The sequence below is a fragment of the Acidaminobacter sp. JC074 genome (genome assembly GCF_022496765.1).
GTDB lineage: Bacteria > Bacillota > Clostridia > Peptostreptococcales > Acidaminobacteraceae > JABXKX01.
Genome location: NZ_VANV01000039.1, coordinates 1 through 13,170, shown reverse-complemented (window position 1 = coordinate 13,170; position 13,170 = coordinate 1). Strand labels below are relative to the sequence as shown.

Below are 13,170 nucleotides of genomic sequence, written 5' to 3'. Positions count from 1 at the left end.
TGTATGAACTTAAAAGAAATAAAGGCAGCCATCAATACTCTTCTAATAGCTAAAATCGATGCTGAAGTAATTGCTTATCGAGTTGAGGAAGATATTCCAAGGCCATCTTTAAAGGTGTTCTTTAGTGATATTAAGTCCTCTCCTGGTATGGGTGGTACTGCTGAAAAGAATGTAATTGTCAGGATATATTATTATCCAACGAATCCTGATGATTGTGATATTGAAATACTAGAGGTCAGCGAGAAACTTTCTGATCTCTTTTCTAGTTATACAAAAGTTGGAGAGGAAGTGTTAACATTCCTTGAGTATGATTCTGATCATTCTAATGATATGATACAGGCATCATTTGAAGTGGAATATTCGACACAAGTCATAGAAGATCCTGATTATCCTATGATGGATAATATCGATATGGATATGAAAGAAGGTGAATAATGGGTAGACCAGATATTAATATTGAGTTTAAGAAATTGGCTCAAACTGCTGTAGCTCGTTCTGCTAATGGTATTGTTGTCTTGATTATCAAAGATGATACAGATAAGACGTTCAATACCATTGCGTATACTGATGAAAAAGATGTAGAGATCGGTAAGTTTACGGCAGAAAATGTTGGCTATATTAAAACCACTCTTAATGGTGGTGTAAAGAAAGTGATTGTATCAAGAGTTGATGTTGCAGCACCTACACCAGTAGATACTGCTATCAATAACATTGGTAATGTCCATTACAACTGGATTGGGCTTGCTAAAGGTAGTGTATCTGAACAAACTAAGCTTGTTGAACTTGTGAAAGAGATGCCTAAGGTGTCAGCTGTCGTGTTTAACAATGCTGCTGATCATGAGAGAATTGTAAACTTTGCTAATACTAAAGTAAAGCCAAAAGGATTAGCTGAGATAACAGGAGATAAGTATGTTTCTAGAATACTCGGTTTAATTGGCGGCTGTCCTTTAACAGAGTCGACTACTCTTAAGATATTATCAGATTTAGAGAGTGTTACTGAGCCAGCAAATGTGGATGTAGCTGTTGATGAAGGAAAATTTGTTTTATACAACGATGAAGGTGTTGTTAGAGTTGCTAGAGGTGTGAACTCACTTAAGACTTTAGGTGAAACTAAGTATGCAGATATGAAGAAAATTACTATCATGGACACCTTATCTCTTATTAGACGTGATGTGTATACCATGTTTAAAGACCGTTATGTAGGTAACTATAAAAATAGCTATGATAACCAGATTATTTTCTTTGTAGCAGTTCAAGATTATTTGAATGAGTTATCATCTGAAGAGATTCTTGATAAAGATTCTTCTAATATTGTTGATGTAAACATTGCGAAGCAAAGAGAAGAGTTAATCAAAGTAAACAAAGAAGCTGCAGAATGGTCAGAAAAGCAAATCAAGACTACAACTGTTGGTTCCTATGTATATCCTTTGACTAACATCAAAGTGAATGATGCAATGGAAGATCTTGATTTTGATATTTTAAATTAAGCGAGGTGATAAGAATTGAAAACAGAAATCGCTAGTAAGATTATGAATGGTACCTTTGGTTCTATTTGGGTCAACAATGAAAAGTGGATGGACCTGAAGAGTTTTGAATCAAAAGTTACTGGTGAGTATGAGGATGTAAATATAGTCGACGTACTAGGTAAGGCTAGAAAGTATATTGGCTTTGAAGGTGCTGGTACCATAGTTACTCATAAAGTTTATTCTAGAGGTGCTAAGATTATTGGACAAGCCTTTAGAACTGGCAAAATGCCAGATATTAAAATCATCTCTAAGCTAGATGATCCAGCTGCATTTGGAGCTGAAAGAGTCGTTCATCATGGCGTTACTTTTGATGAAATGACTTTAGCAAAATTTGAAGGTAAGACACTTGGCAAAGAAGAATTGCCATTTAAGTTTGTAGATTATGAGTTTAAAGATTTAGTTTAAGGCCAGATTACCTGGTCTTTTTTCATAGGGAGGAAACATGGGAGATACAAAAGCAAGTAAGGTGCTATCACTTAATCAGTTGATAGCTAAGAAAACTCAAAGAGATCAAGCCAAGTTGGCTTATAAAAACATAGAATCATATTCTTTAGAAGGTGAGCTAGTAGCTAAGAAACCAGATAGAGAATCATTACTTGAGTATATGGAAGCCATGACGAATGCTGGTGAGTCATTTATAGAGATTTATGGCGTATGTAAAGATGCTGTATATAATTCTATTCCAGTTCTAAAGGAACAAGCTCTTCAAGAGGCATATGGTTGTGTTGAACCTGATTCGATTGTAGATGAATTGTTTGAAGTAGAAGAGGTCATTGAACTTGGTACCAAGATCATTGATTGGGATGAAAAGAATCTTGATCAGGCAAAAGCTGATTTAGATGAAGAGGTTGAAGCAGATATAAAAAACTAATTGCCTCCGATGTGGAGGCTAATATGATTAGTTTTTATCTTCTAAAAGGTATATCTCATGAAACTTTGATAAAGTTAACCCCTTATGAAAAAGCATTTTATCGTGTAACGATGAATAACTACATTGAACAGATGAACTCATTAATGGATAAGTAGAGGAGAAATATGTCTAAGAAAGTAGTCCAAACGGTACTGCAGTTAAAAGATAAATTTTCTCAACCTATTTTAAAGTCATCAAAGAATACCAGGTCTTTTCAGAGACAAGTTAAGAAGACTAAAAATAGCATCAAGAAGTTTAAGAATGGCGCGGTTAGTGACTTTAAATCAGTTGCTAAAAGCGCCATTGGTCTTGGTACAGCTTATATAGGTTTTAATGCTATTAAGACCGGTCTTTCAGATTGTGTGTCAGAAGCCAAGAATATGATTGAAGCTGAGACTAAATTAGCTGCAGTATTTAAGGCTACTGGTAAGGCAACTGCCGATGAGATTGCAGCACTGTCTGCTCATTCAGATATGCTAGAGAAGCAAGGTGTTATTGGTGCAGATGTTACGACTGCTTTCCAGCAACAGTTGGCTACATATAACTTAACTGCTGAAAGTGTAAAAGCTTTATCTGAAGGTTCTTTAGATCTTATTGCTCAGATGAAGGGTGCCAATGCAGCACAAGCTGATGGTGTTAATGTTGGTAACATGCTTGGTAAGGTATTGTCTGGCCAGCTAGGAGCATTATCTCGTGCCGGTATTTCATTTGACGAGGCTCAAGAGAAGGTTCTTAAATACGGTACTGAACAAGAGAAGGTGGCCACACTGGCTAAAGTTCTTGAACAGAACGTGGGTGGTGTTAATAAGGCTCTATTAGAGACTGATGATGGTAAGATTGTTGCCATGAATCATAAGTTTGGTGCTTACAAAGAGATGATTGGTCGAAAAATTCTTCCTTTACAAGCTAAATTTGCATCATGGTTTGCTACAAAGATACCTGCCATTGAAGCCATTACTCTTAAGTTGTTTTCAGCTGGTGAAAAAGCAGTTGAGAAGCTAGTACCACAAATCAGAAAACTTTGGGCTTGGCTTAAGAAGGCATTTAAGTCAGATGCCATGAAGGCTTTCATCAAGATCCTATTCAAAGTAAAAGAGATTGTGATGAAGGTCGCCAAAGAAGCATATAAGATGGCCAAGTATTTCATAGAGAACTGGCGAAAGTTTGAGCCTATTATCTATGGTGTAGTTGGTGCCTTTGCTGCATATAAGGCAATTATGCTTGTTGCTAAAACTGTTATGATAGCAGTTAAAATTGCACAGCTGGCCATTAATTTAGCTATGAATGCAAATCCTATTGGACTTGTTTGTTTGGCCATTGGAGCTCTTATTGCCATTGGTGTTGCCTTGTATAAAAACTGGGATGTAATCAAACTTAAGGTTACTGAACTTTGGGATAGATTCAAGGGTTTTATAGCTGATATCTCTGAGAGGTTCCCTTTATTAGGCATCATCATAGAAAATACCATAGAGAAATGGAAAGGTATCATAGAAGGTCTTAAAACTACCTTCAAAGGCATTGTAGACTTTATATCTGGTGTATTCTCTGGTGATTGGGAAAAAGCATGGGAAGGTGTTAAAGGCATCTTTAAAGGTGTATTTGATACATTCTATTCTATTGCTAAAACGCCTATCAATGGAGTCATCGATTTGATGAATCTTTTAATAGACAAGTTGAATGGCTTTAGCTTTGATATTCCAGATTGGTTTGGTGGTGAAATAGGAGGTCAAAGTGTTGGCTTTAATTTGCCTAAGATACCTAGACTCGCTCTTGGTACTACATTCTCAAAAGGTGGGTTAACCGAAATACACGATGGCGCCCACGGTGGTGAGATTGTAGATCTTCCTAATGGCTCAAGAGTCATACCAGCTGATAAGAGTAAAAAAATAGTTGAGAAATCAGGTGGCATAACTGTTTATGTCACTATTGAAGGCAATGTTATTGGCAATGAACAGTTTGTTGATGATGTTGGTAATAAAGTCGCTAAGAAGATTAAAGAGGCGATAGACAATGTTTAAGTGGGGGCAACCCCACTTTTTAAGTAGGTGATAGTATGATTATTCTTTCAATAAACAATAATGAAGATAGCATAACACTTCCTATTCATCCAGTAGGTGTTGGACCAAGTAGAACAAAGACGCCAATAGAGTTCAAAACTTTTAAAAATGGTACCATTTTGATTGATAAAAAAGGTGAGCTTAGAGCGCTCTCAATTGAGAGTATGTTTCCAGAGCATGCCGGCAAATATCCATTTCAAGAAAAGAACTCAATTGATGCAGTTGATTATGTAGAAAAGCTCAATAAGTGGTTTGATATTGGCATTCCTATAAGGATTAAGATCTTCAATAAAGATGTTTTGACTTTGAATATGCCATGTACGATTACAGAATTCACACCACTTCCGGACAAGGTGAATGATATTAATTATACACTGGGTTTAAAAGAGTTTCCTGTGAGGTTTTAAATGAATTTTAGTTTGAATGTACTTGTGAATAGCGGTGAGGTTGATATATCTGATCAGTCAGGTAATTTGGCCTGGGCATATGATTGCAAGACTCTAGGTGTTAACTTGTCTTTTGATTTTGCTGATATCAGTGAACATAAAGTTAAACCAGGTTCAATAGTTATGCTTAAGGATGAAGATGATCAAGAAGTAATCTTTCTAGGGATTGTTGTATCAAGTTCAAAGAAAGGGAAAATCTATAATTTTTCAGCTTATGACTTTGCCTGGTACTTGAATAAATCTGATGTGATCATTCAGTTTAATAAGACTGATGCAAGGACAGCTATAAAGCTTCTGTGCAAGAAGATTGGCGTTGAAGTTGGTGATATTCCTTATATGAAAACTCTGATTACAGGGATTCATATTGATGTGAAACCTAGTGAAATCTTGTATGACATCATAAATCAAGTGTTCCTTGAGACAGGTAAGAAATATTTCTTTGAAATGAATGGATCCAAGCTAGATGTTAAAGAAGTTGGTTCCGAGGTTTTAGATGCATCTTTTAGAATTGCAGATAACTTATCACCAGTAAAGATAGAAGATGTGATAGGTGAAGATTTTACCGAAAGTGAATCTATTGAGAATATGAAAAACTCAGTAATTGTTGTTTCGAGTGAGTCAGACTATATAAGAGTTCTTGAAACTGCAAAAGACCAGGAATCAATTAATCAATATGGTCTTCTTCAGGAAGTCGTGAAAGTAGATCAGAAAAATGAATCTCAATCTAGAAACATGGCAGCCAATACACTTAAGGAACTCAACAAGATAATGACTTCAAGAAGCATACCTTTGCTTGGTCATAAAGGATTAAAGCAGTATAGAAAGCTTATAATCAATTCGCCAGAAGCTGATATAGTAGGTGAGTACATTATCTTATCTGCAGCTCATTCATATTCAGAGGGCTTCTATAAGACTAGTATATCTGTGGAGGTGGCATGATGAGTGAAATTGTAGCGTTAGCATTGGAGTTTAAGAAAAGAGATCCTAAAAAGATTCTTGGTCCTGTAGTAGGTAAAGTTGTTAAGCCTATGCCAGATCTACAAGTAACCATATTATCTGGTCAAGTTGTTATTTCTGCTGAGAGTCTATATATTACAGAAAAGCTGTATAAGGATTCCTATGATATGCCAGTCACCGGTGATTTAACAATAGACGATCTTGTTAAGTCTATAGAAGGTAATATAAGACTTGAGGTGGAAGTGTTGAAAGTTGGTGAATTGGTTATGCTTGTACCTGCAGGTAATGGCCAAGAGTATTTCATTATAGATAGAGTAAGGAAGGCGAAATAATGTTACCAGTTGTACCTATTACTACTGTTGAAAAAAAAGAAGATTCTGATCAGAAAGGTATTGTTTATAAGTTTGATTTTAAATTAGGCTCATATGCTTTAGAAGATGGTAACTTAGTTGAACTTACTTCAGTTGAGGACCAAGTAAAACAGTGGCTGCAGTTTTTTATTAATACTGAGCTGAACGCCTATTCAATATACGAAGGTTTAGATTTCGGGTTAAATTTGAAAAAGTATATTGGCCAGAAGACAATACCACTAGGTTTAATAGCTTCAGAGATATCTGATCAATTAGATCTAGGCATCAGAATGAATGACGATATCAAGGAGGTTACTAGTGTGAAGGTGACCAAGGAAAATGAAATTTTAAGGTTATCAATTAGTGTTAAAATTTCAAATAACACAATAGTGGAGGTGATAAGCTAATGTCTGAAACTGTGTTAAATGAACTGTTAGGCGGTATGTCTGATAAGTATGATAAAAGACCAGGGCACCTGGTACACGACTTTTTATCTGCAGTCGCTCATGCAGTAGAAAAACGAGATGAAAAGATTAATGTTGTAGAGTCAAAACTCGATGTAAGGAACTTAGAAAAGGACGAGCTAGATCTTTATATTACTCAAAATAGTGATAAGACCAGGCACCAAGCAACACATGCAAGCGTCAATGTAACTATTACCGGATCCTGTAGTTTTAGCAAAGGTGATATTGCTGAAACCCCTTCAGGTGTTCAATTTGAGTTTGTGGATGATATAAGTGTTGATGGCACTGCAGATACAGAGCTTAAAGCAGTTATTGCTGGTTCTGGTGGCAATGTAAGAGCCAATACCATTACTCAAACTCCTGTTACTATCCAGGGATTAACTAGTATTACTAATGCTGCTGATGCTAAGAATGGATATGACAAAGAAAGTGATCAACATTTTCTAGAAAGATTTTTAGAAGGAGAGCAAGCTGAAGAAACTCAAGGCAACAAGGCTCAACATAAATCATGGGCTAAATCAGTGCTTGGTGTAGGTGATGCTAAGGTGTTTCCTCTTGAAAATACTGCAGGCGAAACAACGGATAATAGTGTTCTCACTATCATTGTAGATAGTAACATTCTACCAGCATCAAATGAACTAGTTGCGACTGTTCAAAATACCATTAATCCACTGAACGAGAACGGCCATGGCTCCGGTCTAGCTCCACTTGGTTGTTATGCCTATATAAAAAGTGCGGATGTACTTAATCTAAATATTACGTTTTCTGGTGTCTTGGCTCAAGGGGCTACTAATGAGCAAGCCGTTTCAAGTGTAATTGAAAAGTTAAAAGAGTATTTGAAAGAAGTCTATAAAGAAGACAAAGTTATTTCATTTGCTCAGATTGGTGTATCAATATTATCTGCAGATGAAGTAGATGATTATTCAAATCTTCAAATCAATGGTAGCACAGACAACATCACAGTACCTTCAAAGTCAGTTGCCGTTATTGAAAGCGTGGTGATTTCATGACCGAAACCTTAGTTATGATGTTAGACGAAATGCCAGCAGTGATGAGACAAGATGAACTTTTAAATGAATTGTTTAAGTCTGTAGATATAGCGCTTGCAAAACGTGATATAAAGATTGAGGTAGTTTTTAATGAACGTTTTGTAGATCATGCCACTGATTCAGGTCTTAAGTATTTAGAAATAAGGTTAGGTATTATCACTGATCAAACTAAATCATTGGACCATAGACGGTCTTTAATTAAAGCACGATTGAAAGGTAAAGGTAAGATAAATCTTTCAAAAGTAGATGACATATGCGAATCATGGATTAATGGTCAAGTTGATACTTCAATATCAGGCTCTACTATCAATGTAAAGTTTGTGAGTGTTGGTGGTATTCCTGAAGGTGTTTCAGATCTAGAAAAAACACTTCTTGATATCATTCCATCTCATCTAAAGATTAACTGGCAGTATACTTTTATGACCTGGGATATGTTTGAATCATATAACTGGCCATTCGATGAGTTTGAAACTCAAAATTTAAGCTGGGATGAGCTTGAAGTACTAGTTTCATAGAAAGGATGTGAAAGATGGGAAGTACGAATAAAACGCCCAAAACAGGTCTGAATCAATATATCGGAACTGATCATTTTAAGAGAGATGATTATAACACTGATATGAGTAAGATTGATGCTGCATTAGATGATCTAGATGAGCCGATTGTACCAGTAGTAAACGTCAGAGAACTTCAAATATCTCCTGTTAGTAATATGAAGACACTTAAGATTGTCATCAAAACTAATATAACTGGTGGATCTATAACTATAAAAAAGAATGATGAAACTGCAAAGCCATTAAAGTTAAACGGCCAAGATGTAGTTGAGTTATTAGCTTCGGATTCATCATGTGAAGTATACGAAGAAGAAACTCACTTTGAGTTGAAAAACTACAGTATTACGAAGGTTAAGACTCATGTGGAAAGTATAGAAATACATAGAAGAATCACTTTTGGAACTGCTAATCCATCAGGCGGCTCACACGGTGATATTTATCTTCAATATGAGTAGGTGATGATATGGCAAAAGCAACTAAATTGAAGATTAATACATCATGGAGAAATGTAGTAAACGTTTGGGAAAATGTTCATGGTGTATGGAAGAAGGAAGTTGTTCCAAAAGTGAAAATTAATAACCTTTATAAGGAATGTATCGAATATTACTCACCTGTCATTTTGGTATCTGAAGGAAATCAGTATATCAGAGCTTATGATAGTAATCTGAACATGTTGTGGGAGAGAGATTTCGGAACTCTTTTTTCTGGTGCAGTATCGGTCGCTCGAAATATACATGAAGATAGTTTTTTTATGAGAGGTTACAATTATACAACTGATAAAGTACACACCTATAAGCTTGATGTTAAAAGTGGTAACACAATTACAAGTATGACGATAAACAATGATGAATCATCTTGCAAAAAGATAAGAGTTAACAAATTCGGAGATGTGTATAACGCACCAAGTCGTTCATATATGAGAAAATATACCAATGAGTTAGTTCAAGTAGCTTACAAGAGCATTAGTTACGATGGGGTCTTAAACTTTTATTGTAATATTGAAGATGATGAAGCTTATATATGGATAAATAACAGAAACACTGGTGGCTCAAGAGCGACCATACTAGACAAAGATTTAAACATGCCAGGATACTCTTCAACTTACATGCCACAGAAATATCATGATGGTTTTGTCCATGAAGGAGCTCTATATGGTATAAATTCTGGTTTGAATAAATATATGGTAACTGCTGAAGGTGGAGTAACTAGTGTGCAAGTTACCTCACAAAAACTCGAAGTGGTAACTAAGTATAGATCAAGCAATAGAATTATTGGAGCTGAAGATGATGATTATCTATATGCAATGAATATAGATGGAAGCAATCTTATACAGATACCATCCTCTGGAGTAGTGAGACCGGTTGGTATTGACATTTCAAATGATGACTATATTTTCTTAATTGATGATTCGACTAAGAAGCTGATGAAATTCGATGAGAATGGTCTTATAAAATCAATTACATTACCATGGACACCAGCAGATATGGCTGTTATTTAAAGGAGAGATTATGATTTTTATTCAAACAGGAAAAAATGACGAAGTAACAATGCAACATTACAGGGTTGAAATGTTATCTGAAAATGAAATTGAACTTGGTTTTCTTGTAGAAGAAGTTCCAGAACCAGAAAAGAACAATAAACAGAGTCAGCTATATTATACTGAGGAGAAAGGCTTCTGGTATATATATTCTGAAGGAAATCAAAATGATGCTGAAAAGATTGCTATGCTTGTAAAAGAGAATCAAGAAATCAAAGCAATGATTGCAGATTTAGGGCTTCAGATAGGTGGTGGTTTATAATGTGGGGAAAGTTATATGGTGATTTTATTATATCAGGTAGATATGGCTATTCATTAGTTGTTGAGAAAAGACCTGATTTGAAGAACGAAATAGATGATTACTTATTAAGTGAAGGAAGGACAGATTTAATAGTTTAACTATTGAATCTGTTTTTTATTTAAGGTGGTGAATATGACAATAGAAGTAGCTCTAGTGATTTCTGTTGTATCAGTTGTGTTTGGAGTGTATCAGACTGTTTCTAACTTAAGAAGAAATGAGAAGGCTGATGCCAAAAGTGATGCTTCTCAATTAACAACAGTTATTGTGAAACTTGAGAGTATTGGTACTGGTATAGCAAGAATCGAAAATGAAGTAACTAATATAAAGAACGATGTTAAAGAAGATCATGAGAGACTGGTTAAAGTTGAGGAGTCTGCAAAGTCAGCTCATAAAAGATTAGATACTTGTGAGAAGTACTGTAAAAGATTAGTTGAAACCGAGGAGGTGGTAAGATGATTCAACCATTAACAATTGTTGACGGAATCATTCAAGATAAATACGTCGATGGTATTCCAGTAAGGATTGAGATTATCAATCCTAAAGGGTTAAAAAATGTAAGAACGTTAAAAGAGATGAAGGACCCAATTGGCCTTACAATTCATAATACGGGCAATAGCTCAAAGTCAGCTGGAGATGAGTTACATGCTGATTGGCTTCAAAATGTAGAAAATGCAGATAAGCAGTACATATCTCCTCATATCTTTGTAGATCATGATTCTATCACTCAAGTCATTCCGTTAGATGAAGTTGGTTATCATGCTGGTGATGGCAAAGGTGATGGCAATTATAGAACAATAGGTATTGAGATTTGTGAGAATATCAATGTTGATACTGCTGAAGAGAATGCTAAGAAATTATGTGCTTCTTTTATGATGACGTATCTAAGCTTTAGATTATTCAAACATCAGGATTGGTCTGGAAAATACTGTCCTCATATTATCCTAGATAGAAAGAATGGCTGGGATAATTTTAAAGAGGATGTTTATGATTATCTTTTCAAAAAGAAGGTAAAGCTTGTTTATTCACCAGAGCAGTTAGAAGATATCATCATTTCAACATCAAAGCTAATGAATACAGTTGAAATCATTGAGGTGCTTGAGAAGCATCAGAAAGAATCAGAAGAGCCTAAATCATATAGTATTGAAGAATTACAAGAGACAATGTATCACATAGGTTATGATTGTGGTCCGTTTGATGGTTCACCAGGACCTAAAACAAGAGCAGGCTTTAGTGCTTTTCAAAGACTAAATGGTTTAAAAGAGAATGGCAACATGGATCCAGAATCTATTAAGGTTATGGAAGAATTGAAAACCTCAAAGTCTGAGTATAGAACTTATTGGTTTAATAACAGTGAGGTTCATGCTTTCTTTGCTGACTTAGATAAATATGAACCACATTTAAATGTTGGTGAATTTGGTGTATTAGAACCTTTATCGAAGTTAGATGATGAATATGTTGCTGCTATAAATGGACAATTCTTTGGTGGTGGAAGAGAAGGCCTTGGCTTATTAATAGCTGATGGTCTTTATTATTATGCTGATCAGCATGAGAAGTTTGCAAACTGGTTGCAGTTTAAAGATGGACATGTAGAGTTAAGGGATGCAGATCCATCTGAATATTGGAAACTTCAATATAATACTTATTTCTCTATTGGAACATCATGGCCATTAATTATAGGTGGTGAGTATGTAGAGATTAAAGATCCTGGTATCATTCATTATGATGAAAGACATCCTAGATCTTTATTGGCTCATTCTGCAAAGCAAAATACGTTATGTTTGATAGCTATCGATGGTCGCAGAAGTGATTCAAGAGGTATGACAGCTGAAGAAACTCAAGAAGCTCTTATGTACATTGCAGAAGTAGAAGGTATTGAGTTTGATAATGCTACTAACTTAGATGGTGGTGGCAGTACAGAAATGACTGTAGAACAGGAAATAGTAAATAAACCATCTGATGGCCATGAGCGCTCAGTTGGTTCAATTATAGGTTTAAAGAGAAAGGATGTGTAACATGATACAAGAATTATTACATGATCCATGGTCGCTAGTAGTAATCATTATGATTTTCTTAGCTATAGCTATACTTTATTACTTAGGTAAAAAGAAAGAAGCTGCTAAGTTAACACTTGAGTTGATTAAGGTTGCCGAAGAACTTGTCTTAGGAAGCGGAAAAGGAGATGAAAAACTGAGTGTAGTTTATAGAGTTCTCTATCCAAGTCTACCAAAAATAATCAAGATTCTATGGGGCCCTGATGATGTTTATCATTTTATTGATTGGGTATTTGAAAGTAATAAGAAGCATATTTCTGAAATAATACTTTCGAATAAGGAGATTGAATGATATGAGACTTAAAGTTACGATCATTACAATTGGTTACATTACGCTATTTCTTTTACTTACTTTTCTATTAGCACCTTTGAATAAAGAATATATTCTTATTCAGGATAGTGGTAACATAACAATGCATAGTCAATTGTATTATTCAAGCGTTAAAGACATTTCAACATTGTATAAGAGTATTGATGAGTATACGATAAAAACAGAAATTGAGTCAAAATCAAAGTTAAGTAAGAGCACAATAGCTCAAACATCAAACTATGTGGTTGTTACTTTAAACAAGACATTATACTTAGCTCAAATAGGTGTTTTGACAGTAGTCTACATGATGCTGATCTTTATTTTGGATAGACATAGTGTTAATTAATGAGTTCATTAAAGGTCTAAATTAAACTTTGATTTGCCTTTTTGGTGCCCGAGTAGTCAAATATCGGGCACTTTTTATAAGTTTAGACATCAATATCATTTATATGAGTTGAGTATTTGCATGTCTTTAAGTATGTTCTGATTTATCAAAGAAAGTGGTTCTTCTAACTACGAACCAGAAGGTCAGGAGTTCGAATCTCTTAGGGCGCGCCATTTAAAAAATAACTCAATTTAATGATTGGGTATTTTTTATGAATTAAATAAGGCATTTCTTAGGAACATGGAACACAGTTATTGCAACTGGTTCACGAGCCTA

Annotated in this window: 20 protein-coding genes; all 20 read left to right on the top strand. The window is 35.1% G+C overall.

Annotated elements, in window-relative coordinates; all coding sequences use genetic code 11:
* Positions 1–3: 3 nt before the first annotated feature.
* The 20 genes from EZV73_RS26845 to EZV73_RS26755 are packed head-to-tail and all read left to right on the top strand — an operon-like array spanning position 4 to position 12,855.
* Entirely contained in the window at positions 4–435 is a 432-nt protein-coding gene (locus tag EZV73_RS26845) for a DUF6838 family protein (protein ID WP_240843672.1), read from the top strand.
* On the top strand, positions 435–1,487 hold the full coding sequence (locus tag EZV73_RS26840; RefSeq protein WP_240843671.1) for a phage tail sheath C-terminal domain-containing protein: 1,053 nt from the start codon (positions 435–437) through the stop codon (positions 1,485–1,487). The genes EZV73_RS26845 and EZV73_RS26840 overlap by 1 nt, the downstream gene beginning before the upstream one ends.
* Before the next feature lie 15 nt (positions 1,488–1,502).
* On the top strand, positions 1,503–1,931 hold the full coding sequence (locus tag EZV73_RS26835) for a phage tail tube protein (RefSeq protein ID WP_240843669.1): 429 nt from the start codon (positions 1,503–1,505) through the stop codon (positions 1,929–1,931).
* 37 nt (positions 1,932–1,968) lie between these two features.
* Positions 1,969–2,397, top strand: a complete 429-nt coding sequence (locus EZV73_RS26830; RefSeq protein ID WP_240843667.1) for a hypothetical protein — start codon at positions 1,969–1,971, stop codon at positions 2,395–2,397.
* 23 nt (positions 2,398–2,420) lie between these two features.
* On the top strand, positions 2,421–2,552 hold the full coding sequence (locus EZV73_RS28745; RefSeq protein ID WP_255814151.1) for a hypothetical protein: 132 nt from the start codon (positions 2,421–2,423) through the stop codon (positions 2,550–2,552).
* Positions 2,553–2,561: 9 nt separating this feature from the next.
* Positions 2,562–4,454, top strand: coding sequence for a hypothetical protein (locus tag EZV73_RS26825; RefSeq protein WP_240843665.1), 1,893 nt, complete (start codon positions 2,562–2,564; stop codon positions 4,452–4,454).
* Between the two features lie 35 nt (positions 4,455–4,489).
* On the top strand, positions 4,490–4,900 hold the full coding sequence (locus tag EZV73_RS26820) for a hypothetical protein (RefSeq protein ID WP_240843663.1): 411 nt from the start codon (positions 4,490–4,492) through the stop codon (positions 4,898–4,900).
* Complete coding sequence (locus EZV73_RS26815) at positions 4,901–5,878, top strand: hypothetical protein (protein WP_240843661.1); 978 nt, start codon at positions 4,901–4,903, stop codon at positions 5,876–5,878.
* The gene (locus EZV73_RS26810; protein WP_240843659.1) at positions 5,878–6,228 is read left to right on the top strand and encodes a DUF2577 family protein; all 351 of its coding nucleotides are present in this window, start codon (positions 5,878–5,880) and stop codon (positions 6,226–6,228) included. Before EZV73_RS26815 ends, EZV73_RS26810 begins: the two co-directional genes overlap by 1 nt.
* Positions 6,228–6,653 (top strand): DUF2634 domain-containing protein, encoded by a 426-nt coding sequence (locus tag EZV73_RS26805; RefSeq protein ID WP_240843658.1) that lies wholly within the window; start codon positions 6,228–6,230, stop codon positions 6,651–6,653. Before EZV73_RS26810 ends, EZV73_RS26805 begins: the two co-directional genes overlap by 1 nt.
* Positions 6,653–7,720 carry a baseplate J/gp47 family protein gene (locus EZV73_RS26800; RefSeq protein WP_240843656.1) on the top strand — a complete coding sequence of 356 codons (1,068 nt, stop codon included), beginning with the start codon at positions 6,653–6,655 and terminating at the stop codon, positions 7,718–7,720. Before EZV73_RS26805 ends, EZV73_RS26800 begins: the two co-directional genes overlap by 1 nt.
* On the top strand, positions 7,717–8,274 hold the full coding sequence (locus tag EZV73_RS26795) for a putative phage tail protein (protein ID WP_240843654.1): 558 nt from the start codon (positions 7,717–7,719) through the stop codon (positions 8,272–8,274). The genes EZV73_RS26800 and EZV73_RS26795 overlap by 4 nt, the downstream gene beginning before the upstream one ends.
* Before the next feature lie 14 nt (positions 8,275–8,288).
* The gene (locus tag EZV73_RS26790) at positions 8,289–8,765 is read left to right on the top strand and encodes a hypothetical protein (protein WP_240843652.1); all 477 of its coding nucleotides are present in this window, start codon (positions 8,289–8,291) and stop codon (positions 8,763–8,765) included.
* A gap of 8 nt (positions 8,766–8,773) precedes the next feature.
* Positions 8,774–9,808 (top strand): hypothetical protein, encoded by a 1,035-nt coding sequence (locus EZV73_RS26785; protein ID WP_240843650.1) that lies wholly within the window; start codon positions 8,774–8,776, stop codon positions 9,806–9,808.
* A 10-nt stretch (positions 9,809–9,818) separates the two neighbouring features.
* Positions 9,819–10,109, top strand: a complete 291-nt coding sequence (locus EZV73_RS26780) for a hypothetical protein (protein WP_240843648.1) — start codon at positions 9,819–9,821, stop codon at positions 10,107–10,109.
* The gene (locus EZV73_RS26775) at positions 10,109–10,246 is read left to right on the top strand and encodes a hypothetical protein (RefSeq protein WP_240843647.1); all 138 of its coding nucleotides are present in this window, start codon (positions 10,109–10,111) and stop codon (positions 10,244–10,246) included. The genes EZV73_RS26780 and EZV73_RS26775 overlap by 1 nt, the downstream gene beginning before the upstream one ends.
* 34 nt (positions 10,247–10,280) lie before the next feature.
* Positions 10,281–10,604: a hypothetical protein gene (locus tag EZV73_RS26770; protein WP_240843645.1), complete on the top strand. Its 324-nt coding sequence runs from the start codon at positions 10,281–10,283 to the stop codon at positions 10,602–10,604.
* Entirely contained in the window at positions 10,601–12,160 is a 1,560-nt protein-coding gene (locus tag EZV73_RS26765) for a phosphodiester glycosidase family protein (protein WP_240843643.1), read from the top strand. Before EZV73_RS26770 ends, EZV73_RS26765 begins: the two co-directional genes overlap by 4 nt.
* 1 nt (position 12,161) lies before the next feature.
* The gene (locus tag EZV73_RS26760) at positions 12,162–12,491 is read left to right on the top strand and encodes a hypothetical protein (RefSeq protein ID WP_240843641.1); all 330 of its coding nucleotides are present in this window, start codon (positions 12,162–12,164) and stop codon (positions 12,489–12,491) included.
* A gap of 1 nt (position 12,492) precedes the next feature.
* Entirely contained in the window at positions 12,493–12,855 is a 363-nt protein-coding gene (locus tag EZV73_RS26755; RefSeq protein WP_240843639.1) for a hypothetical protein, read from the top strand.
* Positions 12,856–13,170: the final 315 nt, after the last annotated feature.

Excerpts from the sequence above, each read along its gene's own strand:
- EZV73_RS26845 (WP_240843672.1), top strand. The coding sequence starts at position 4 with ATGAACTTAAAAGAAATAAAGGCAGCCATCAATACTCTTCTAATAGCT.
- EZV73_RS26840 (WP_240843671.1), top strand. The coding sequence starts at position 435 with ATGGGTAGACCAGATATTAATATTGAGTTTAAGAAATTGGCTCAAACT.
- EZV73_RS26830 (WP_240843667.1), top strand. The coding sequence starts at position 1,969 with ATGGGAGATACAAAAGCAAGTAAGGTGCTATCACTTAATCAGTTGATA.
- EZV73_RS28745 (WP_255814151.1), top strand. The coding sequence starts at position 2,421 with ATGATTAGTTTTTATCTTCTAAAAGGTATATCTCATGAAACTTTGATA.
- EZV73_RS26825 (WP_240843665.1), top strand. The coding sequence starts at position 2,562 with ATGTCTAAGAAAGTAGTCCAAACGGTACTGCAGTTAAAAGATAAATTT.
- EZV73_RS26820 (WP_240843663.1), top strand. The coding sequence starts at position 4,490 with ATGATTATTCTTTCAATAAACAATAATGAAGATAGCATAACACTTCCT.
- EZV73_RS26815 (WP_240843661.1), top strand. The coding sequence starts at position 4,901 with ATGAATTTTAGTTTGAATGTACTTGTGAATAGCGGTGAGGTTGATATA.
- EZV73_RS26810 (WP_240843659.1), top strand. The coding sequence starts at position 5,878 with ATGAGTGAAATTGTAGCGTTAGCATTGGAGTTTAAGAAAAGAGATCCT.
- EZV73_RS26805 (WP_240843658.1), top strand. The coding sequence starts at position 6,228 with ATGTTACCAGTTGTACCTATTACTACTGTTGAAAAAAAAGAAGATTCT.
- EZV73_RS26800 (WP_240843656.1), top strand. The coding sequence starts at position 6,653 with ATGTCTGAAACTGTGTTAAATGAACTGTTAGGCGGTATGTCTGATAAG.
- EZV73_RS26795 (WP_240843654.1), top strand. The coding sequence starts at position 7,717 with ATGACCGAAACCTTAGTTATGATGTTAGACGAAATGCCAGCAGTGATG.
- EZV73_RS26790 (WP_240843652.1), top strand. The coding sequence starts at position 8,289 with ATGGGAAGTACGAATAAAACGCCCAAAACAGGTCTGAATCAATATATC.
- EZV73_RS26785 (WP_240843650.1), top strand. The coding sequence starts at position 8,774 with ATGGCAAAAGCAACTAAATTGAAGATTAATACATCATGGAGAAATGTA.
- EZV73_RS26780 (WP_240843648.1), top strand. The coding sequence starts at position 9,819 with ATGATTTTTATTCAAACAGGAAAAAATGACGAAGTAACAATGCAACAT.
- EZV73_RS26775 (WP_240843647.1), top strand. The coding sequence starts at position 10,109 with ATGTGGGGAAAGTTATATGGTGATTTTATTATATCAGGTAGATATGGC.
- EZV73_RS26770 (WP_240843645.1), top strand. The coding sequence starts at position 10,281 with ATGACAATAGAAGTAGCTCTAGTGATTTCTGTTGTATCAGTTGTGTTT.
- EZV73_RS26765 (WP_240843643.1), top strand. The coding sequence starts at position 10,601 with ATGATTCAACCATTAACAATTGTTGACGGAATCATTCAAGATAAATAC.
- EZV73_RS26760 (WP_240843641.1), top strand. The coding sequence starts at position 12,162 with ATGATACAAGAATTATTACATGATCCATGGTCGCTAGTAGTAATCATT.
- EZV73_RS26755 (WP_240843639.1), top strand. The coding sequence starts at position 12,493 with ATGAGACTTAAAGTTACGATCATTACAATTGGTTACATTACGCTATTT.